This window comes from Proteus sp. TSJ240517 (genome assembly GCF_047921575.1).
Lineage (GTDB): Bacteria > Pseudomonadota > Gammaproteobacteria > Enterobacterales > Enterobacteriaceae > Proteus.
Genome location: NZ_JBLRMH010000001.1, coordinates 619,419 through 638,331, shown reverse-complemented (window position 1 = coordinate 638,331; position 18,913 = coordinate 619,419). Strand labels below are relative to the sequence as shown.

The window sequence follows — 18,913 nt, the reverse complement described above, 5'->3', positions numbered from 1 at the left end:
GATGATTATGACTATCAAAAGACCAAGAAAGAAACCTGTCCGACAGCCAACGCCTATCAACGACAAGATGGAACGTTTCTGTCAGGAATATATCAAATCCCCCGACAATCAAACTGATGCTGCAATCTCTGCTGGATATGCGTCTGGCAGTGCTTGCAAACGCGCATCACAGCTAATGGCTGATCCCCGAATTCAAGAACGTATCGCGCAACTTATGCAACAGCGCAATAAGCGCACCAAGATGAGTGCTGACAATGTTCTCAAGCGTTTGGTCGATATGCTTGATGCGGATATTGCCGATATTCTTAATGAGAAAGGCGATATTAAACCAATATCCGAATGGTCACCTATTTGGCGTAAAAGTGTTGCTGCATTCGATATTATTGATATTGACGGTGATACTCGCATTAAAAAAGTAAAGTTACTGGATAAAATCAAGGTGCTTGAACTGATTGGTAAACACGTTGATATCAATGCCTTTAGAGACAGGGTACAGGTTGATGTAAATGTATCGCTTGCTGATAAGTTGGCATCTGCTCGTAAACGTGCTCAGCAAGGGAGCATTGAGTAATGTCAGAAGCTTTGCAGAAGTCACCAGAAGAACAACTCATTGAAGATATCGCATCATTTACGCATGATCCATTAGGCTATGCGTATTACGCATTTCCGTGGGGGGATGCTGGTGGAGAGCTTGAAGAATACAAAGGTCCTCGTCAGTGGCAAGCCGAAGCATTAAATGAAATCGGTGAACATCTACGCAATCCAAAGACACGCCACCAGCCATTGTTACTTGCTCGTGCTTCTGGTCATGGTATCGGTAAATCTGCCTTTATTTCAATGATCATCAAGTGGGGTATGGATACCTGCGAAGATTGTAAGGTAGTCGTCACTGCCAACACCGAAAATCAGCTACGTACTAAAACGTGGCCAGAAATAGCGAAGTGGCAACGCCTATCGCTGACTAATAATTGGTTTACTTGTACTAAGACAGCTATCTACTCAAACGATCCTAATCATGCTAATGCTTGGTGTGCTGATGCGGTGCCGTGGTCAGAGAACAACACGGAGGCATTCGCAGGGCTTCACAACAAAGGTAAGCGCATTATCTTAGTGTTTGATGAAGCGTCTAACATTGCCGATCTTGTATGGGAAGTTGCCGAAGGGGCGTTAACGGATGAAGGTACCGAAATCATTTGGATAGCATTTGGTAACCCAACCCGTAACACAGGGCGCTTTCGTGAGTGCTTTCGTAAGTTTAAACATCGTTGGAATACTAAGCAGATTGATAGCCGTACCGTTGAAGGTAGCAACAAAGAGCAGATTAAAAACTGGGAAGAAGACTACGGCGAAGATAGCGACTTCTTTAAAGTCCGTGTTCGTGGTGTGTTCCCGTCAGCATCAGAACTACAGTTTATTCCAACAGGCTTAACGGATGAAGCCATGAAGCGTATTGTCACACAGGCAGAAGTTTCTCATGCGCCTGTAATCATTGGTGTTGACCCTGCCTATTCTGGTATTGATGATGCGGTGATTTATCTGCGCCAAGGTTTATTTAGTAAATGTTTGTGGACGGGCTTTAAAACAACAGACGATGTTGTTATGGCAAAGCGTATTGCTGACTTTGAAGATCAATACAAGGCTGACGCTGTTCATATCGACTTTGGATATGGTACCGGCATTCACTCTATTGGAACAAGTTGGGGGCGCGTGTGGCGTTTAGTTAAGTTTGGTGGTGCATCAACCGATCCACAAATGCTGAACAAACGCGGTGAAATGTATAACAGCGTTAAGACATGGCTAAAAATTGGTGGGGCTATTGACGATCAAGAAACCGCAGATGATTTATCATGTGGTGAATACAAAGTTCGTGTTATTGATAGCAAGATTGTACTAGAAGATAAAACAGAAATTAAAAAACGTCTTGGTCGTTCACCGGGTAAAGGTGATGCACTAGCACTGACATTTGCCTATCCAGTCACCAAAATAGATAGAAATTACTCCTCACCTCATTCTGGCGTTAATGTTAGCAATTCAGATTACGATCCATTCGCATAAAAAAAACCCTCTGGAGTAGAGGGCAAACAGTCCTAAGGTAAAGCACGCTGTCGTGGTAACAATACCGAGAAAAATGCAGTGGCATTGCATAACCAAAATGGTAGTTATAATTTTCAATATTGTCAAATAACATGTATTATTAATTTAATGTGCAATATTGGTTAATTATAAAGGTGTGTCGATATGTGTAATCCATTTGGCAATACTCCAAAAATTACAACTCCTCCTGCTGTTCAGGCAGCACCTCAAGAACAAGATGCGGCAGTAACGGGTAGTCGTGATGATGAAATGCGTCGTCGCCGTGCAGCCGCAGGTCGTAAGTCTACATTACTAACGGGTGCGCAGGGTGCGACAAGTTCAGCATCCACTAGCGGTAAAACCTTACTGGGTCAATAAGGGGTGACTATGTCAACGCCATTGAAACAACAGCTACTGCAACAGCTTAATCAGTTGGAAACAGAGCGTAGCTCATTTGAACCGCATTGGCGTGAATTGTCAGATTTCACTCGTCCTCGTAGTACGCGTTTTACTGCGTCTGATGTTAATCGAGGTGATCGCCGTAATAGTAAGATCATTGATCCTACGGCATCTTTAGCTTCATCGGTGCTTTCCAGTGGCATGATGTCAGGCATTACAAGTCCTGCTCGTCCTTGGTTTCGTTTAGCAACACCTGATCCTGATTTAATGGATTATGGTTCTGTAAAACTTTGGCTAGAAACCACCGAACAACGCATGAACGAAGTGTTCAATCGTTCTAACCTCTATCAGTCATTACCGTTGATGTATGGCGATTTAGGTACCTTTGGCACTGCTGCAATGGCCGTTGTTGAAGATAGCCAGCGTATTATCCGTACCGTTCATTTCCCCCTTGGTAGTTATTACATTGCGAATAGCCCAAGCCTGAGTGTTGATGTTTGCTATCGCAAGTTTACGATGACCGTTCGCCAGTTGGTGATGGAGTTCGGGACTGATAGTGTCAGCGATACTGTTAAATCAATGTGGAATTCAAGCCAGTACAGCCAATGGATTGAAGTGGTTCATGCCGTATATCCAAACCTTGAACGACAAACAGGAAAGTTAGAGGCGAAGCATAAGCCTTTTAAATCCGTTTATCTTGAAGTGGCTGGCGATAACGAGAAAGTGTTACGTGAATCTGGTTATGATGAATTTCCTATCATGGCGCCGCGTTGGGAAGTGAATGGTGAAGATGTTTACGGTTCATCTTGCCCTGGTATGTTTGCGTTAGGTGGTACTAAAGCACTTCAATTAATGCAAAAACGTAAAGCGCAGATGATTGATAAGCTGACCAATCCACCTTTACAAGTACCTGCATCATTAAAAAACCAACGGGTAAATACCATACCCGGAGGCATTAACTATCTTGATGAAGCAAATCCCACTAATAAAATTCAAACGATTTTTGATGTTCAACCCGTAGCATTGAAAGCACTACTTGAAGATGTTCAAGATACCCGTCAACTGATTGATACCGCTTACTTTGTTGATTTATTCCGCATGATGCAAATGGTGAATACGCGCTCTATGCCGATTGAAGCCGTTGTTGAAATGCGTGAAGAGAAGCTATTGCAATTAGGGCCTGTTCTGCAACGCCTTGATTCTGAGTTACTCGACAAGCTGATTAATCGTACTTTCTCAATCTTGGTAAACAAAAATTTACTTCCCGTTGCGCCTGATGAAATGCAGGGAATGGATCTAAAGGTTGAGTACATTTCTGTAATGGCTCAGGCACAGAAAGCGATTGGCGTTGGCAGTATCGAACGCTTTGCGGGCTTTGTTGGCAATCTGGCAAAAGTTAAGCCAGAGGCCCTCGATAAACTTAATGCTGATGATGCCATTGATAATTATGCGTCTGCTATTGGTGTTTCTCCAACTATCGTTGCAACCAATGAGCAAGTACAAGCCATACGTCAACAACGACAAGTACAGCAACAACAAATGGCGCAGATGCAAATGGCGCAGTCTGCTATTGATGGTGCTAAAACGCTCAGTGATACCAATCTTGATAACGATAGTGCCTTGTCCTCTATGGCTGGTGGAGGTGTTCAATGACACATCCATTCGATGCGTATGAAGACGAGAAGATTGCTCGCACTGAATACGATATTCAACAAAAAAATAAGCAAGAGAAAGAAGAACAACAGCTAAAAGAGGTTATGTCCACAGAAGCTGGACGTGCTGTTATTTGGCGTTTGATTTCTGACTCTGGCGTATTTCGTAGCTCTTTTTCTAATGATCCCTATGCAATGGCATTTAGAGAGGGCGAGCGTAACTATGGGTTAAAAGTTTTCAATAAATTACACGAAGTTTGCCCTGAGCTTTATGCGCAAATGGCAAATGAAGCAGTTACACCAAGCGTTTAACCAAGATTTAAAGAATGGGAGAAGCAGTCATGAACTTATGGCAGAAATTAATCATGCGTCGCTTGTATAACGAGCAACACAGCGAGGGAGGTGAAGGCGATGGCGGTGCAGCAACGGAACCTACTCAGGAAACATCAGCAATAGATAAAAATGAGCCACCAGCAAACAGTGCTGATCCTACTAAAAGCACTGAAAAAGAGAATGGTGGAGAGCAAGGCAAGCCGGCTGATAAGAAAAATGATGCCAATAAATCAGATGTAGGTGCGCCTGAAAAGTATGAATTTAAAGCACCAGAAGAAGGGCAAGAGCTTGATAAAGGTGCATTGGAAGTCTTTGAGCCGATTGCTCGTGAGCTGAATTTAAACAACGAACAAGCGCAAAAATTGGTTGATGTTTATGGCTCTAAAATCATGCCAGCGATTAATAAGCAACTTGCTGAAGGTTGGCAAAAACAGACAGAGCAATGGGCTGAAACTGTTAAAGCAGATAAAGAGCTTGGTTCCGCTGAATCTATCGGTGCGGCACAAAAAGCAATGGATAAGTTCGGTTCACCTGAACTGAAACAGTATTTAGAAGAATCAGGACTAGGTAACCATCCTGAGCTTATTCGTATCTTTGCTGGTGTTGGCAAAGCAATGTCAGAGGACGGTCTTGTCACTGGCAACAGTAACGGCAGTAAAAGTGCTGCTGATGTTTTATTTGGATAACAAAGAGGAAATAACATGCCTGCTTTAACTCTCGTTGATTGGGCTAAACGACAAGGCCCTGACAGCAAGCAAGCGAAGATCGTCGAATTGCTGAATCAGTCTAATGAAATCCTTGATGATATGGTTTTCGTTGAAGGTAACTTACCAACGGGGCACCGTACAACCGTTCGTACAGGTCTGCCGTCAGCAACATGGCGTTTGCTTAACTATGGTGTACCACCAAGCAAATCAACCACAGCTCAGGTTACTGATGCGATTGGTATGCTGGAAACCTATTCTGAGGTTGATAAAGACCTTGCTAACTTGAATGGGCAAAAGAATGAATTTCTATTGTCTGAATCAATTGCATTCTTAGAGTCAATGAACCAGCAAATGGCTGAAACGGTTATTTACGGTGATGCTACGGTTCATCCTCAGCGATTTACGGGTTTAGCCGCACGCTTTAACGATATGAAAGCAAAGAATGCAGTCAACATCATTGATGCTGGTGGTACTGGTAGTAACTTAACTTCTGTGTGGTTAGTGGTATGGGGTGAAAACACTGTCCACGGTATTTTCCCTAAAGGTTCTAAAGCAGGTTTAGAACAAAACCATTTAGGTGAAGTTACTTTAGAAGATGAGAACAAAGGTAAATACCAAGGCTTTCGTACTCACTTCCAATGGAAAAATGGTATCTCAGTTCGTGACTGGCGTTATGTTGTCCGTATCGCCAATATTGATTTATCCAAAATTGGTAAAGATCCAGAAAAAGTGGACACACTCGATTTACCAGACTTGTTTATTCAAGCAATTGAGAAGATCCCTAACCTCTCTATGGGGCGTCCTGTTTTTTATTGTAACCAGCAAATCCGTAGCTGGATGCGTCGCCAAATTAAAAACAGCAAAAACGTCAATATTTCTATGGCAGAAGTTGCCGGTAAGAAAGTTGTTTCATTCGATGAAATTCCTGTTCGCCGTGTTGATGCCATCTTAACGACTGAAGATCAGGTGGAATAAGTTATTGCGGTGTCGTTTAACGGCTCCGCTAACTTTCATTTATTTGGAGATAGTCAAAATGATTTTAGATAAAGAAACGCTTTTTTCACTGGATCAGGCGGTTACTGCATCTGCTGTAAGTAAGCAAATTATCGACTTAACGCCAGTGCATGGCGCATTTCGTGATATCGGTATTGGTGAGCCATTAGAGCTGTTTGCACAAGTGACTGAACAGGCTAAAGCAGCAGGTGAAGCGACGGTTCAAATTAAGTTAGAAACCGCGACAGACGATAAATTCTCTGATGCTAAATCTATCTTTGAATCTGTGGCAATACCAATTGCTGATTTAAATGCAGGTAAACGTATTGTGGCGAAAGTACCTCAAGGCGTTCTGAAGTATTTGCGCCTGCAATATGTTGTTGCAGAAGGTCCATTAACGGCGGGTAAGTTCACTGCGGGTATTAACCTAACTGTTGATGCTCATCCTATTTACGATGCTGTAACTCAATAAGGTGTGACATGTCACGATATAAGGTTTTAAAAAAATCATTTATCGCTGGGCGTCTACTTGAAATCGGTGAAGAGGTTGAGTACGACGGTATAGCTGGCGATAATTTAGCGTTAATTGGTGGCGCTGATGCTCGACTTAATACTCATAGTGTGACTGATGGGGCTGGTGATAATACTGGTGAAGGCGTAAGTAATATTGCTGTTAGCGGTTCAGGTGTGGCGATTGACTCAAGCCTTGATGCGCTTCGTGAGCAATATACCCAGCTATTTGGTAAAGCACCTCATCACAATATGGGCGCAGATAAAATGCGCACAGCAATAGATGAAAAGCGGAAAGAACTTGGGGTTTAACCCCCGATGATAAAGGGGGCGAAAGCCCCTTTTTTTTTTCTACTTGATCCGAGAGATATCCAATGAAACTAATCAATCTAAAAACCAGCACAGAAACTTATGAAAATGCCAAAGGTGAAAAAGAAACTCGTGAAGAATATCCATACGGGCTACGTATTTCACTTGAAAACGACACAATAGAAAAATTAGGCGTTTCTATTCCTGATGTTGGTGAAAGTATTGAGCTGTCTGCTGTTGCCAAAATACTGTCTAAATCCATTAATGAACGTGAAGGTAAGAAGTCAGTATATGTAGAGTTACAAATAACCGATCTGGGTCTAGGTGCAGGCGACACAAAATCAACGGCAGATGTTCTTTTTGATGGGGGTGAGTAATGGCCTCAGAAATTGAAATTTGCAATATTGCATTAAGTCGCATTGGTAATAGTCGTTCAATTAATAGCATGACTGAAGCCAGCAAAGAAGCCGTTCAATGCAACCTTCATTATGCGCAATGCCGTGATAGTGTGCTGGCCGATTTTCCTTGGAACTTTGCGACTAAAAAGGTGGCATTAGCCAATACAAATAATCCCCCACCTAATTGGGCGTATGCCTATCGCTATCCTAATGATTGTCTAAAAGCCATTGGCATTGTCGAACCTCATCAAAAGTACCGTAGACCAGATACAGCAATCCATTTTCATGTTGGTTCAGATGAAAACGGTACTGGTCGATTAATTTTTACTGATCATCCTAGTGCATGGCTTGAGTATGTTGCGCGTATTACTGACGTCAATATGTTTGATGCATTATTTAAAGATGCGCTTGCATGGCGTTTAGCGGCTGAATTGGCTCGTCCATTGGCATCAAATGCGGGTATTGGTGGTGAAGCACTACAAATTTACCAAGGTGTAATTAAAAGCGCGGCCGCACATTCATTAAGTGAGTCAGCAGAGCCAACTGATTATATGGATGAATTCACACAAGCGAGGTTGTCATAATGCCATTTAGTCTTATTCAACCTAGTTTTTCAGGCGGTGAAATTGCACCAAGCCTATATGGACGTGTTGATCTTGCAAAGTATTCAACAGCACTGCGTAAGTGCCATAACTTTATTGTTCGTCAATATGGTGGCGTTGAGAATAGACCAGGCACACGATTTATTGCTGAAACAAAGTATCGAAATAAGAAATCTCGCCTTATTCCTTTCCAATTCAGCACCGTACAAACCTATGCGTTAGAGTTTGGTGATCGTTATATTCGTGTGTTTAAAGAGGGTGGGCAGGTTCTCTATGCTGATGGTGAACATAAAGGCGAAGTGTTTGAATTAGCGACACCTTATAAAGAAGCTGATTTGTTTGATTTGAAGTATACGCAATCAGCCGATGTTATGACGATAGTTCATACTGATTATCCACCAATGGAGTTACAGCGTTACGATCATGATGATTGGAAGTTAGTCTCCGTTGAAACCAAGAACGGTCCCTTTGAAGATATCAATACCGATAAGGTAATGAAAGTCTATGCCAGCGCAAGCACAGGGCAAATTACGTTAACCTCTACGCATGATATTTTTGGTACCGAGCAAATAGGTAAACAGTTCTATTTAGAGCAACGTGATATTGATGCGGTTCCTGTATGGGAAACAGATAAAACAACCAACCTCAATGATCAACGTCGTGCTGACAGTAACTACTATCGTGCCAATAGTGGCGGTAAAACAGGAACATTAAGACCGTCTCACACGGAAGGAATGAGCTGGGATGGTTGGGGTGGTGATACAGGTATTCAATGGGAATATCTGCATAGTGGTTTTGGTATCGTAAAAATTGAAACTGTAAGTGAAGATGGTAAAACAGCCACAGGAAAGGTGATCTCTTATATTCCATCCAATGCCGTTGGTGAAGATAATGCAAGTCATAAATGGGCGCGTGCAGTGTGGAATGATGTTGATGGTTATCCAAGCACCGTTGTTTATTATCAACAACGTTTATTCTTTGCCGGCTCTCGTGCCTACCCACAAACGATATGGGCCAGTCGTAGCGGTGACTATAAAGACTTTGGGCGCAACAATCCTATTCAAGATGATGATCGCATTATCTACACGTATGCAGGTCGTCAAGTTAATGAGATTCGCCATTTGATTGATGTCGGTTCGCTGGTGGCATTGACCTCTGGCGGTGAATATCAAATCACGGGTGATCAGAACAAAGTACTTACACCTTCCAGTTTTTCAATGTCATCACAAGGTGCTAACGGTTCAAGTGATTTACCGCCAATCTCTGTTGCGAACATTGCGCTTTATATACAAGAGAAAGGTAGTGCCGTGCGTGATTTATCGTATTCCTTTGATGTGGATGGGTATCAAGGCACTGACTTAACTATGTTGGCAAATCACCTATTTCAACGCCACCGTATTGTTGATTGGTCATTTACTACGGTTCCATATTCTATTGCATGGTGCATTCGTGACGATGGGTTAATGCTGGCTTTAACCTATTTAAGAGAACAACAAGTTTTTGCATGGGCGCCACAATCGACAGAAGGGAAATTTGAGTCAACCTGTTCGATCAGTGAAGGCAATGAAGATTCAGCCTATTTTATTGTTCAGCGTACAGTAAACGGTAAACAGGTTCGGTATGTAGAACGATTGGCTAGCCGTTTATTTACTCGTACAGAAGATGCTTTCTTTGTGGATTCTGGCTTAAGTTATGACGGTAGAAATACTGATATATCACAAACAGCAACTATCACTGGCGGAGCGGGTGAGTGGAACTATCAAGAAAACTATCAATTAGTGATTTCAGGCAATCCGGTCTTTGGTGCTTCTGATATTGGTAGTGCCGTCAATATTCCTTATTTTGAAGATAATGAACATAAAGAGCTTTGCTGTAAGATTGTTCAATATGTATCTGCAAATCAAGTGGTTATTTCTGCTAATCGCAATATTCCACCAGCATTACAAAATACGCCAACGACTGAATGGAGCATTGCCCGCTATCGCTTTGCTGGCTTAAATCATCTTGAAGGTAAGACGGTTAATATTCTTTCTGACGCTAACGTTTCCCCTCAGGCTATGGTCATCAATGGTGCAGTGGAAATTGATACACCATCAGCCGTAGTACATATTGGATTACCTATTACCAGCGAATTAGAAACGCTTGATATCCATATCAATGGGCAAGAAACGTTACTTGATAAGAAGAAGCTTATTAAGGTTGCCAGCTTAATTGTAAATAGTAGTCGGGGTATTTGGGCTGGTACTGAAAAAGAACGGTTATATGAGTATCCTCAACGTCAATTCGAGTTTTACGACAATCCTGTCGATGATGCCACAGGTATTGTTGAAATTAATTTAGATGCAGATTGGAGCAAAAACGGACGTGTATTTATTAGACAGGTTGATCCTTTACCGTTAGCGGTGCTCTCTGTTATTCCGCGTATTGATGCTGGTGGTTTCTGATATGAAAAAACATCATGTACAAATTATTCTTGCCACTCATGAACATATCGTTCGTTTATTACCACATGTAAGACAAGCTGATATTGATGAGTTCTACGCTATGTCAATGCAAACACCTGAACAGGTATTACGGCATGGCTTATCTGTTTCTACTAAAGCTTATGCAGGCATTATTAATGATGAAGTCGTGACTATTTTTGGTGTTGCTTCTGGCTCATTACTGACTGGTTTAGGTGTTCCTTGGTTGGTGGGAACTGACTTATTAGAGCAACATCAGAAAACCTTTCTACGGCGCTGTAAACCCATCTTAAAACAGATATTAGGGCAATACCCAACACTGATGAATTATGTCGATGAACGTAATCATATTGCTAAGGCTTGGCTCCATTGGTTGGGGTTTCAGATTGAAGAAGCAAAGCCAGCAGGTTTACTTCAGTTACCTTTCCATCGTTTTACATTGAGGGCTAAATAATGTGTGAACCAACAACATTAGCAGCTGCAGTGATTGGTACTTCTGCATTGCAAGCATACGGACAATATACCGATGGTAAATTTCAAGCATCAGTGGCCAATCAAAACGCCAAAATTAATGAAGATGCTGCGCTTGATGCAATTAATAAAGGAAACGCTCAGGCACAAGAACAGCGTAGACGTACTCGCCAATTAGCCGGCACACAGGCGGCAACAATGTCAGCCAGTGGCATTGATTTAAGTACTGCGGGTGCTTTAGATATTTTGGGTGATACTGCCGCAATGGGTGAGCTTGATGCGTTAACTATGGTTAATAACGCTTCTCGTGAAGCGTATGGCTATCGTATGCAAGCTGAAAATGATCGCCTTAATGCAAAAATGGCAAGACGCTCAGGCAATATGGGTGCAATGACAACGTTATTAACAGCACCTATTCAAGCTTATGGCGCGTATCAGTTGGCTGGTGGTACATGGAGTCCATTCGGTGGTGGTGGCTCAGGTGCTGCGAAAGCGGGTAAGACATTTGCTAAAGCACCAAAAGGATTTTAATCATGCCAAAGGTTCCTACATACGATAATAGAACGGTTATTCCTGAGCAGTTACCAAATAATGGGTTTTCTGTTCAATCATCACCTGATGCTTTTGGCGCTGGATTTGGTCGTGTTGGTGAGCAATATGTCGGTTTATTTGCAGAAGCAAAACAAAGAGCCAACGTTGCACTGGCGCAAGATGCCGCATTACAGCTACGACAGAAAGCCAACGAACTGATGACCGATCCACAAAATGGATTACTTTCTCAACAAGGTAAAAATGCGATTGGTAAAGCGTCTGAGTATGAGCAGTCATTTCGTGATTATGCTGGTGAAATATCATCAACATTACCTGACGATATTGTTCGACAAAGCTTTATGCAACAAGCGCAAGAAATGGATGTTCAGTTTGCATCACAAGCGAATCGTCATGAGATGGGGCAAATCAAAGCTTATGAACAAGATCAGTTTCAATCAACGCTAACATTAAATGCAGAGTCTGCCGCATCAATGTACGGTGATAATCAGGCTTATATCTCTGCACATAAACAAGTGTTTCAGCAAATAGAAGAGTTTGGATTATCACACGGTTGGGGTGAAGAGCAGATCCTCGCCAAGAAACAAGAATTCAAAGTGGCAACTGCTCGTAAAGCGATTGAAAATCAACTCGGTGCTGATTATATGGGGTTCTTAGAACGAAATGGAGAACCTTCAAGCCTTGGTGGTGCTACCAGAAATAATGCGTTCTATGGTGGTACTGTTAGTAAAGTTAAAGGAATGACCCAGCAGGGCAATATTAACTTACTCAATAGACCAACAGTTAAAAACGAAGACGGCTCAATTAGTACAGTAAGAACGATTTCTATTGGTACTGATGATGGTGAAGTGCTAATACCTACCGTAAGTGACGATGGCAAGCTGTTATCTGATGATGAAGCCATTGCGTTATACGAGCAAACAGGTAAGCACTTAGGAATTTTTGATAACCCAGAAGATGCAACTGCTTACGCTGATAATCTGCATAAACAGCAAGAGAATATGTATACACCTAGTAACGGTGATACAAGAGGTGTTAGAAACAACAACCCTGGTAATATTCGTATATCTAGCAATAAATGGGTAGGGCAAACCGGTGATGATGGTGCATTTGCTAAGTTTGCCACACCTGAGCACGGCATTAGAGCATTAGGTAAAAATCTACTTTCTTATGCTCGACAAGGGTTTGTTACACCAGAGCAGATCATTAATCGTTGGGCGCCACCAGAAGATAATAATGATACTCAGGCATACATTGAGTATGTATCTGATTACCTTGGTGTTGCACCTAATCAGCCATTAGATTTAACGAATCTTGATACCTTAACGCATTTATCGACAGCGATAATGTATAAAGAAAATGGCCGTAATCGTGTTAATTACACTGATGAGCAGATAGCAACGGGAATACAGTCAGCACTTGGTTTCGTTGAGTTACAAGCGACATCAGAAGCACCAAAACTATTAACCGGATCTGCCGCTTTCGATGCCTTAGATGAAGCTGATCAAGCAAAATATTTACGACAAGCAGAACAGCTACGTAAGCAAAAGCAAAGTGAGTTACAGCAACAATTCGGTACTCGTGTAGCTGACTCTTACGCAGCATGGGAAAGAGGACTTGAAGCACCTAATGCGCCTACTCATGATGAATTAATCTCTGCATTTGGCTATGACAAAGGTTCAGCTATGTCTGCTGATATGCAAGAAGCTAAACGTTATGCTGGTTTTATGTCAGTAGCTAAAGAGATGTCTCCACAAGCACAGCAAGCTTTGTTATCTCAAATCAGACCACAAACGGGTGAAGCAAACTACGAAAGCAAAATTCAACGTTGGGAGAAATTTGGTAAGTTCGTTGAAGGTAATATCAAGGAACAAGATAAACAGTTTGCAGCTAACCGATTACAACTTTCCATACAAAATAACTTTCCGCTTGATCCTAATGATAAAAATAATCAGCAGGCAGCAGATGATTACTTTGAACAATATATTCAGCAGAGCTTTAATTTACGTGATGCTAATAGCTTAAATGCCGTTGCTGAACTTACAGCAAGAACAGGGATTATCCCATCACAAGTTAAGTCTGTATTGAATATGGGGGCAACGTCTAAAGATCCTGAAGTTGTTCTTCCTATCGCGAAAATGTATGGGCAGATATTTGATAACAATCCGGCATCAGCGACTGACATTCCATCAAGCACAATGGCGTATTACTCAAAAGTATATAGTTTAAGTCGTGCAGGTATGCCTGATGAGAAAGCGGTAGAAACTGCATTTAAGACGACATTTGAACAAGATGAACGCACTAAGCAAATGATCGCTTCTCAAATCAGGGATAAAGGATATATCAAGGATAGAGATAAAGCAGCGCAATCTAATATCAATGATTTTTACCCTTGGTATAAACCATTCTCTTCACCAAGCATTAGTAAGCCTGGTACTCAAAATGGCGCTTACTTACGTGACTATCAAACGCTGTATGATGCTAACTTTGCTGAAACAGGCGGTGATGCAGAACTAGCCAAGAAAATGACTAATGCTCAAATTAAAAGAACGTGGGCAGTATCAAATATTAATGGCAGTGAAGAAGTTATGCGTTATGCACCAGAAGCCGTATACGGTATTAATGAATCAGGTGCCGGAAACTGGATTGCTGGCCAATGGGAAGAAGAGAAAAAGCAATTAATGTCTAAGTCATTTGGTGGTGCTTCTTCTGGCACTGAAATCGTTATTGTCTCTGATGCAGTGACTCCCAGAGATTACAGCTACGGCATAATGATAAAACAAACCGGTAGTGATGATATCCCTATTTATCGCCCATACACGGGAGATAACGGCTTGCCTATTCGCTTTAAACCAGAACAGTCATCATCACCAATGTATAAAGAGGTAATGGAAAAACGCCAACAAAGCGTTAAGGAAGCACAGGATAAAAGGGAACGAGAAGAAGCATTGGATAAATCGCGCTCAGAATTTGATGAACGTCGTCAAAGTATCCGTGAGCAATATAAAGAAGCTCACAATGAGCGAGTAAATAAATTCAATAATTATTTTTCTTGGGAGAAAGACTGATGACTATTTACGAACAACAACCTGATGATATTTTATCTGCGGATATTAATGCTGTTCAGCAACCAGAACCTGCTTACGGTGATAATGTTTCACCGTCTTGGTATGACCCTATTAATCCGCTTGATGATAGACGGCAAACTAAAGAATTACGTGATGCAGCGTTTCGTATCGATAACTCAGTGGGTAGTTTGATTGCTACTGTACCTTTTAATCAATTTGAAGATGTAGACGGCTATAACCCATTTGAAGATGAATTAACGCTTTTAGGCTATGAAGACTATGCCGATGCCTTTATTCATTCAAACTCTCCTCAAGAAACCGCCGCAATAAAACAACGCATTGATCGTGAGAAGAACGACCGACAGCAATTAATGGATTCAGGCGGTGCCGGTATTGTGAGTAGCATAGCAATGGGGGTTATTGATCCAATCAATGTTGCTGCAATGATGATACCAGGTGGTGCAATAGTAAAAGGCGGTAGTGTTGGTGCAACAGCAGGTAAGTTTGCGCTAGCAAATACTGCTGGTGGCGTAGCTTCTGAAATGGCATTACATAGTACCCAAGAAACACGAACATTAACTGAAAGTGCGATTAACGTTACGCTGGATGCCATGATAGGGGGAACCTTAGGTTCAGCGGCGCAATTAGTTAGAAATCGAGGTGAGTTAATTAATAAAGTTAGAAATGACATTATTGAACCTCAGCCAAGTAATAATCCACCAGCCAATCAATCTGGTGATCGAAGCATTGGTGCTGCGGAAGTTGCTAATACCACACTTGAACAAGAGACACTAAAAGGACCCTCTTTTGTTAATAGAACAATGATGGTTAGCCCTGTTGGCCGTGTTGCTCAATCTCCCTCTAAAACAGCGCGTCAAATTAACCAACAACTCACAGAAAATAACTTTACCTTTGCTAAAAATGAAGAAGGTATTGCGACATTTACCGCTGTTGAAACAAAAGTGAGAGGTTATGAAACTCTCGTTTATAAACAAGTAGAATCAACGAAAGACCACTTTAAACAATACCGTCAATCTGGTGGCCGTGATATGAGCTATTACCAATTTAGTGAAGCTGTTGGTGATGCTATGCGTAACGGTGACACACATGCGGTACCACAAATTGCAGAGGCGGCACGTTCTATTAGACCTATTGTCGAAGCAACCAAAGATAGAATGGTTGAATTAGGGATCTTACGTGAAGGTGTAAAGGTGACAACAGCACAAAGCTATTTCCCTAGAATTTATAAATTCGACAAAATTTTAAATGATCGTACTGAATTTAAGAAAATCATTGCTGACTGGTTAGAAGAGATTAATCAAACCTCAATAAATAAAGCCAAAGGTAGTCTTGATCGTGCTGAAATTGGTATTGATAAAGCACGTAACGCTTCACCACAAACTGAACGTTTAGGGCTTGAAATTAAAGAGGCTGAGGGTTGGTCAGGTAAAAAATCCTTATTGATGGATGATATTAATAAATATCAAAAAATCATTAATGAAAAGAATGCGATAGAAGTTGAGCTAAATTCACTTTCTAACCTTGCTAAGTTAAATAAAACGCAAACAAGAAGACAGGCAACATTACAAAGAAAATTACAGCGTATTAATGATGCTGAGAATAAATTACCTGCGTTACAACGTAGCGTTGATATTCTTGATAACCCTCGCAAGTTTAGAAATGAACATCGTCGTTTAACACGAACTGCGAATTCATTAACTCGCCATGACAGAATTAGACAATCAGCATTAAATCGCATGACACCTTTAGAGCGTGAAGAGTTAGATGCGGCTGCAGATGATATCGTTAATAAAATTATTGGTGCTCCGTCTGGCATTGTACCCAGTGAGCTAATCCCTGATGGGTTAGTTAAACGAGCTGGTTTTACAAAAGATAGAACGCTAAACATTCCTGATGAACGAATTAAAGACTATCTCGAATCAGATGTTAACTATGTGATGGAAAACTATATTCGCCAAGTTGCACCTGAAATTGAACTCACGGCTAAATTTGGCCGTGTTGATATGGATAATCAAATCAAAGCGATTACAGAGGAATACAACCAGCTTATTGCTGATGCAACCACACCTAAAGAACATAGTCGATTAGAAGCACGAAGAAAGGCTGATTTACGTGATATTCGTGCTATGCGTGACCGCCTGTTAGGAACTTATGGCGCACCTAAAGATCCATCTACTTTCTTTGTTCGTGCTGGTCGTGTGGCTCGTCACGTTAACTTCTTACGTTTATTAGGTGGCATGACAATATCATCGTTGCCTGATATGGCTCGTCCGATTATGCAACATGGTTTACGTAGTGCGTTAAAACCATTGGGTAAAATGCTAACTGATATCGGTGCTATGCGTATTGCTAAATCTGATTTACGTGAGATGGGTATTGGTCTTGAATATGCATTATCAAGTCGTTCTAAGGTGATTGCTGACCTTAATGATCCATATAGCAGACGTAGCTATTTAGAACGTGGTTTACAGTGGTCATCACAGAAATTTGGCAACCTTACGTTGATGAATCAGTACACCGATACTATGAAAATGTGGTCTGGTGTTATTACTCAATCTAAGGTGCTGAGAGCGGCAAATACTTTAGATGCTGGTGGTACGCTAAGTAAACGAGAAATAAAGAAGCTGGCTCATATTGGTATCGATGAATCAATGCTAAAGCGTATAGCAGATCAGTTTAAGCGACATGGTGAAGACTTAGACGGCATGTTAACAGGACATAGCCACTTATGGGATGATCGTGTTGTGCGTGAAACATTTCAGGCAGCAGTATTAAAAGATGTAAGAACTACGGTTATAACACCAGGCATTGGTGATACACCATTAATGATGAGCAGTGAACTAGGTAAGATGGTGATGCAATTTAAAACCTTCTTCTTTGCTACTCACAATAGAGCTTTAGTATCAGGCATACAATCAGGTGATGCATCATTTTACTATGGAGCATTGCTTCAAGTAGCGCTTGGATCCCTTGTTTATGTTCTTAAAGCTAAAATGGCAGGGCGTGATATTAATACCGAACCGGCTAACTTAGTGAAAGAGGGTTTAGACTGGTCAGGAATGATGGGCTGGTTAGGTGAGCCTAACAACGTATTGGAAAACCTTAGCGGTGGTACTTATGGTATGAGTGCTATGTTTGGTGGGCCACCAGCATCACGTTATCAAAGCCGTAACGGGATTGGTGCATTATTAGGCCCTACATTTGACCTTGGCGGTGATATTAAAAATATCACATCAGGTGTATTAAACGGTGAGTTTGATGATAGAGAAGTGCGATCTGTGCGCAAACTATTACCTTTCCAAAACTTGTTTTATTTGTCACCATTATTGAATCAAGTCGAAGAACAGATGAAGTAATGGTGGCTAGGTAAATATGAATAAGCCTATTAGAAATGCTGAGAAAGATAAAAGTAATGCTCTAATGAATTCAAGAATAGGGCTATATATGTTTTTTGCTGGAATAGTATTACTTATAAGCAAATACATATGGGGAACAGATGTTAGTTACGCACTTGCTGGCGGTATAGCTGGAGGTGGTTTAGTCTACTGGGGAATGAATTACGACAAGGTTAGTAAACTAAAGCGAAAACTTGATGATCTATGTTATAAAAAATATAACAAACCTCATAAAGATTCATGGAATGATATTGCTGATGACGAGGGGTATTGATGAAAAACTTATTATTAATAACATCGTTGTTATTTAGTTTTAATGCATATTCTTATGTGTATGGTGGTAGCAATTTATATGGTAGTAATTACCCATCATTCAATGATATGGAACCAAGCAGACCATATACAGACGATCAGTACTCTTGGCAGAATTATAAAAATGAGGCTGAACGCTATGTTGATGCAGCTAAAGAATATGTTGATAAAGCAAACAATGATATACAACGTATACAGGAAGCTAAGTCAGAAGCTATAGAAAACGCAAATAGAGTAATTGAAGAATATAATAGAAATGTAAGAGGGTATTAAGCAATGCACCGCGAATGCGGTGCATATCTCATTTTTTCAATTCAGCTAAAATACATTCCACCAACGGTATTATATTTTTATTGCCTCTCATCTTTTGAACTATAAAGTTTCTCATTGCTATCAGTTCTACAAGCGGAGCTGATACATCATGACCATCTTCTCCCATTTTTGTTAAAAGTGCTTCAAGGTTTGATTGTGTAATTAACTTTTCAATCCCTTTATCGGTATTCACTACATCTGGATAGTTAGCTGGTGCAGGGTATTTATACTTCTTTTCCATGGCTAAAGTCCTCACTAATGAAAATAATTACGTAAACTATAATAATGTAAATGCATTAAAATGTTCATCCAAATGGTTAATTTAATTTTCTATTTGATAACCATTA

19 protein-coding genes are annotated in these 18,913 nt (G+C 41.0%); 18 read left to right on the top strand and 1 reads right to left on the bottom strand.

The genetic code is table 11. The features are described 5' to 3' along the window. Position 1: 1 nt before the first annotated feature. The 18 genes from ACNARN_RS03010 (at position 2) to ACNARN_RS02925 (ending at position 18,527) form a co-directional block, all read left to right on the top strand. Positions 2-571 (top strand): terminase small subunit, encoded by a 570-nt coding sequence (locus tag ACNARN_RS03010; protein ID WP_416304164.1) that lies wholly within the window; start codon positions 2-4, stop codon positions 569-571. Continuing rightward, positions 571-2,055, top strand: a complete 1,485-nt coding sequence (locus ACNARN_RS03005; protein ID WP_416304127.1) for a terminase — start codon at positions 571-573, stop codon at positions 2,053-2,055. Before ACNARN_RS03010 ends, ACNARN_RS03005 begins: the two co-directional genes overlap by 1 nt. A gap of 183 nt (positions 2,056-2,238) precedes the next feature. Beyond that, positions 2,239-2,451: a hypothetical protein gene (locus ACNARN_RS03000; protein WP_004243356.1), complete on the top strand. Its 213-nt coding sequence runs from the start codon at positions 2,239-2,241 to the stop codon at positions 2,449-2,451. A gap of 9 nt (positions 2,452-2,460) precedes the next feature. Then, entirely contained in the window at positions 2,461-4,125 is a 1,665-nt protein-coding gene (locus ACNARN_RS02995) for a portal protein (RefSeq protein ID WP_416304126.1), read from the top strand. Further along, positions 4,122-4,436, top strand: coding sequence for a hypothetical protein (locus ACNARN_RS02990; RefSeq protein ID WP_416304125.1), 315 nt, complete (start codon positions 4,122-4,124; stop codon positions 4,434-4,436). Before ACNARN_RS02995 ends, ACNARN_RS02990 begins: the two co-directional genes overlap by 4 nt. 29 nt (positions 4,437-4,465) lie before the next feature. Then, positions 4,466-5,143 (top strand): peptidase, encoded by a 678-nt coding sequence (locus ACNARN_RS02985; RefSeq protein WP_416304124.1) that lies wholly within the window; start codon positions 4,466-4,468, stop codon positions 5,141-5,143. 15 nt (positions 5,144-5,158) lie between these two features. Continuing rightward, the gene (locus ACNARN_RS02980; protein ID WP_416304123.1) at positions 5,159-6,139 is read left to right on the top strand and encodes a major capsid protein; all 981 of its coding nucleotides are present in this window, start codon (positions 5,159-5,161) and stop codon (positions 6,137-6,139) included. 58 nt (positions 6,140-6,197) lie between these two features. After that, positions 6,198-6,629 carry a Bbp16 family capsid cement protein gene (locus ACNARN_RS02975; RefSeq protein ID WP_060555916.1) on the top strand — a complete coding sequence of 144 codons (432 nt, stop codon included), beginning with the start codon at positions 6,198-6,200 and terminating at the stop codon, positions 6,627-6,629. A gap of 8 nt (positions 6,630-6,637) precedes the next feature. Beyond that, positions 6,638-6,979: a hypothetical protein gene (locus ACNARN_RS02970; protein WP_416304122.1), complete on the top strand. Its 342-nt coding sequence runs from the start codon at positions 6,638-6,640 to the stop codon at positions 6,977-6,979. A 62-nt stretch (positions 6,980-7,041) separates the two neighbouring features. Next, on the top strand, positions 7,042-7,353 hold the full coding sequence (gene gp10, locus ACNARN_RS02965) for a capsid staple protein (protein WP_416304121.1): 312 nt from the start codon (positions 7,042-7,044) through the stop codon (positions 7,351-7,353). Beyond that, a complete protein-coding gene (locus ACNARN_RS02960) occupies positions 7,353-7,958 on the top strand; it encodes a hypothetical protein (RefSeq protein WP_004243342.1) in 606 nt (201 codons plus the stop codon). The genes gp10 and ACNARN_RS02960 overlap by 1 nt, the downstream gene beginning before the upstream one ends. Further along, a complete protein-coding gene (locus ACNARN_RS02955; protein ID WP_416304120.1) occupies positions 7,958-10,420 on the top strand; it encodes a hypothetical protein in 2,463 nt (820 codons plus the stop codon). Before ACNARN_RS02960 ends, ACNARN_RS02955 begins: the two co-directional genes overlap by 1 nt. A 1-nt stretch (position 10,421) precedes the next feature. Continuing rightward, positions 10,422-10,892 (top strand): hypothetical protein, encoded by a 471-nt coding sequence (locus tag ACNARN_RS02950; RefSeq protein ID WP_416304119.1) that lies wholly within the window; start codon positions 10,422-10,424, stop codon positions 10,890-10,892. Further along, a complete protein-coding gene (locus ACNARN_RS02945) occupies positions 10,892-11,440 on the top strand; it encodes a hypothetical protein (RefSeq protein WP_004243338.1) in 549 nt (182 codons plus the stop codon). Before ACNARN_RS02950 ends, ACNARN_RS02945 begins: the two co-directional genes overlap by 1 nt. A gap of 2 nt (positions 11,441-11,442) precedes the next feature. Further along, a complete protein-coding gene (locus ACNARN_RS02940; RefSeq protein ID WP_416304118.1) occupies positions 11,443-14,526 on the top strand; it encodes a hypothetical protein in 3,084 nt (1,027 codons plus the stop codon). Further along, a complete protein-coding gene (locus tag ACNARN_RS02935; protein ID WP_416304117.1) occupies positions 14,526-17,903 on the top strand; it encodes a hypothetical protein in 3,378 nt (1,125 codons plus the stop codon). The genes ACNARN_RS02940 and ACNARN_RS02935 overlap by 1 nt, the downstream gene beginning before the upstream one ends. A gap of 16 nt (positions 17,904-17,919) precedes the next feature. Further along, entirely contained in the window at positions 17,920-18,216 is a 297-nt protein-coding gene (locus ACNARN_RS02930; RefSeq protein ID WP_416304116.1) for a hypothetical protein, read from the top strand. Continuing rightward, entirely contained in the window at positions 18,216-18,527 is a 312-nt protein-coding gene (locus tag ACNARN_RS02925; protein WP_223293349.1) for a hypothetical protein, read from the top strand. Before ACNARN_RS02930 ends, ACNARN_RS02925 begins: the two co-directional genes overlap by 1 nt. Before the next feature lie 28 nt (positions 18,528-18,555). Here ACNARN_RS02925 and ACNARN_RS02920 read toward each other — a convergent pair whose 3' ends face one another. Continuing rightward, on the bottom strand, positions 18,556-18,807 hold the full coding sequence (locus ACNARN_RS02920; protein ID WP_416304115.1) for a hypothetical protein: 252 nt from the start codon (positions 18,805-18,807) through the stop codon (positions 18,556-18,558). Between the last annotated feature and the right edge of the window lie 106 nt (positions 18,808-18,913).

Excerpts from the sequence above, each read along its gene's own strand:
- ACNARN_RS02950 (WP_416304119.1), top strand. The coding sequence starts at position 10,422 with ATGAAAAAACATCATGTACAAATTATTCTTGCCACTCATGAACATATC.
- ACNARN_RS02985 (WP_416304124.1), top strand. The coding sequence starts at position 4,466 with ATGAACTTATGGCAGAAATTAATCATGCGTCGCTTGTATAACGAGCAA.
- ACNARN_RS02970 (WP_416304122.1), top strand. The coding sequence starts at position 6,638 with ATGTCACGATATAAGGTTTTAAAAAAATCATTTATCGCTGGGCGTCTA.
- ACNARN_RS02995 (WP_416304126.1), top strand. The coding sequence starts at position 2,461 with ATGTCAACGCCATTGAAACAACAGCTACTGCAACAGCTTAATCAGTTG.
- ACNARN_RS02945 (WP_004243338.1), top strand. The coding sequence starts at position 10,892 with ATGTGTGAACCAACAACATTAGCAGCTGCAGTGATTGGTACTTCTGCA.
- ACNARN_RS03005 (WP_416304127.1), top strand. The coding sequence starts at position 571 with ATGTCAGAAGCTTTGCAGAAGTCACCAGAAGAACAACTCATTGAAGAT.
- ACNARN_RS02955 (WP_416304120.1), top strand. The coding sequence starts at position 7,958 with ATGCCATTTAGTCTTATTCAACCTAGTTTTTCAGGCGGTGAAATTGCA.
- ACNARN_RS02980 (WP_416304123.1), top strand. The coding sequence starts at position 5,159 with ATGCCTGCTTTAACTCTCGTTGATTGGGCTAAACGACAAGGCCCTGAC.
- ACNARN_RS03000 (WP_004243356.1), top strand. The coding sequence starts at position 2,239 with ATGTGTAATCCATTTGGCAATACTCCAAAAATTACAACTCCTCCTGCT.
- ACNARN_RS02925 (WP_223293349.1), top strand. The coding sequence starts at position 18,216 with ATGAAAAACTTATTATTAATAACATCGTTGTTATTTAGTTTTAATGCA.
- ACNARN_RS02930 (WP_416304116.1), top strand. The coding sequence starts at position 17,920 with ATGAATAAGCCTATTAGAAATGCTGAGAAAGATAAAAGTAATGCTCTA.
- ACNARN_RS02935 (WP_416304117.1), top strand. The coding sequence starts at position 14,526 with ATGACTATTTACGAACAACAACCTGATGATATTTTATCTGCGGATATT.
- ACNARN_RS02920 (WP_416304115.1), bottom strand. The coding sequence starts at position 18,807 with ATGGAAAAGAAGTATAAATACCCTGCACCAGCTAACTATCCAGATGTA.
- ACNARN_RS02940 (WP_416304118.1), top strand. The coding sequence starts at position 11,443 with ATGCCAAAGGTTCCTACATACGATAATAGAACGGTTATTCCTGAGCAG.
- ACNARN_RS02975 (WP_060555916.1), top strand. The coding sequence starts at position 6,198 with ATGATTTTAGATAAAGAAACGCTTTTTTCACTGGATCAGGCGGTTACT.
- ACNARN_RS03010 (WP_416304164.1), top strand. The coding sequence starts at position 2 with ATGATTATGACTATCAAAAGACCAAGAAAGAAACCTGTCCGACAGCCA.
- ACNARN_RS02990 (WP_416304125.1), top strand. The coding sequence starts at position 4,122 with ATGACACATCCATTCGATGCGTATGAAGACGAGAAGATTGCTCGCACT.
- ACNARN_RS02960 (WP_004243342.1), top strand. The coding sequence starts at position 7,353 with ATGGCCTCAGAAATTGAAATTTGCAATATTGCATTAAGTCGCATTGGT.
- gp10 (WP_416304121.1), top strand. The coding sequence starts at position 7,042 with ATGAAACTAATCAATCTAAAAACCAGCACAGAAACTTATGAAAATGCC.